Here is a 1,370-nt window from a genome sequence, read left to right as displayed (position 1 = left end):
TCTGCAGCAACATTTTGACCGTTTTGATCCGTTAATAAAGACCTATTATAAGTCACAGTATCGTTACAAGAACCAAAAGAAATGGAAAGGGTTCTTGAATTATTGCCACTGTTTCCATAATTACCAAAATGGCCACCATTTCCTGTATCAGCATTTTGAAATAATAAATAGATGGTATCCGTAATAGCACCAAATGGATTGGAATTAATATCATAGTTATAGCTTGTTACTAAGATTACTGTAGCATTTGCAGGAAGTACTCCTCCAACGGGTTCTAAAACCTGACCACAACCTCCAGCAGCCAAAATATTTGCATTTATGGTAGCAACTTTTGCAGCAGTTCCCGCATCTTGCCTTAATCCGCCCCAACTATTGCTGGGCCAATTCACAATCATTGGAGATGTATTTATCGCTGCAGGTCCAACTTTAAAACGAACCATTTCATTTCTGCCTTCCGTATTGTTTGTTCCATCACAAGCATCAACCAAGATACTTTCAATCTGAAAACATTGTGCAAAAGAATTTTGAGAGAAAAAAAGGGAGAAAATAAATAGAAAGGAAGCCTTTCTTAAAATATTTTTTAATTTCATCGTGGAATTTTTAAAATCAGCCAAAGGTATCTGTTTTTTTGGAAATTAGCTGTGTCGATGCACTTTACCAAATTATTAATAAGATCCTAAATCTGTAATTATTGTCTTTATAAATACTTAAAATATTTTCGTAACTTTTTTATTCTTAAAAAAGGAATTAATTGCGTTGTCTATTGATGTAAACCCAGCCTGTAAATGCGTCAACGCCATCTCTTTGAATTACATAATAGTAAGTAGCGTCCGGAAGATCTTGAGCATTATCAGTCTGTCCTTTCCATTCTTTTACATAATTTCTACGGCTATACACTTTTGTTCCGTATCTATTGAAAATGGTTAATTCTTTTACATTTAATCCAGTAAGATCAAATTCGTCATTTTTTCCATCTCCATTTGGGGAAATCCCTTTTGGAATATTACATCCCACACCATTAACGACATGTGTTTCTGTAATTTCACAGTCGTTCGAAATGGTAACCGTAAAAGTCATTGGATATACCGGATTCATAAGTCCAGAAACATATTCTGTTACATTAAAAGTTTCCATATTTGAACCCACTTCAATTCCGTCAGCATTTCTCCAGATATAATCAACATCATAAATGTTAAAAGAATCAGCTACAGGATTTACTTGTAAAATCAAGTTTTTGTCAATACAATCTTCTGTAATCGTAGCCGTTTTGTTTTCAACTGTTACGTTCAATGTTACTGCAGACGCACATTGTCCTGCATTTGGAGTAAAAGTATAATTTCCAGAAGCGGTATTGCTCACAACTGCCGGAG

General features: G+C 34.5%; 2 protein-coding genes. Both read right to left on the bottom strand.

What is annotated here, in order from left to right:
* A partial coding sequence (locus tag EG849_RS15505; RefSeq protein ID WP_148096075.1) for a hypothetical protein occupies positions 1 to 590 on the bottom strand: 590 nt, incomplete at its 3' end.
* 157 nt (positions 591 to 747) lie between these two features.
* Positions 748 to 1,370 (bottom strand): gliding motility-associated C-terminal domain-containing protein (locus EG849_RS15500; RefSeq protein WP_148096074.1); only part of this gene is annotated, 623 nt, incomplete at its 5' end.

This window comes from Flavobacterium macacae (assembly GCF_003865365.1).
In the GTDB taxonomy this organism is placed as follows: domain Bacteria; phylum Bacteroidota; class Bacteroidia; order Flavobacteriales; family Flavobacteriaceae; genus Flavobacterium; species Flavobacterium macacae.
The sequence above is the reverse complement of the archived record's forward strand: the minus strand, read 5'-3'. Positions and strand labels throughout refer to the sequence as shown.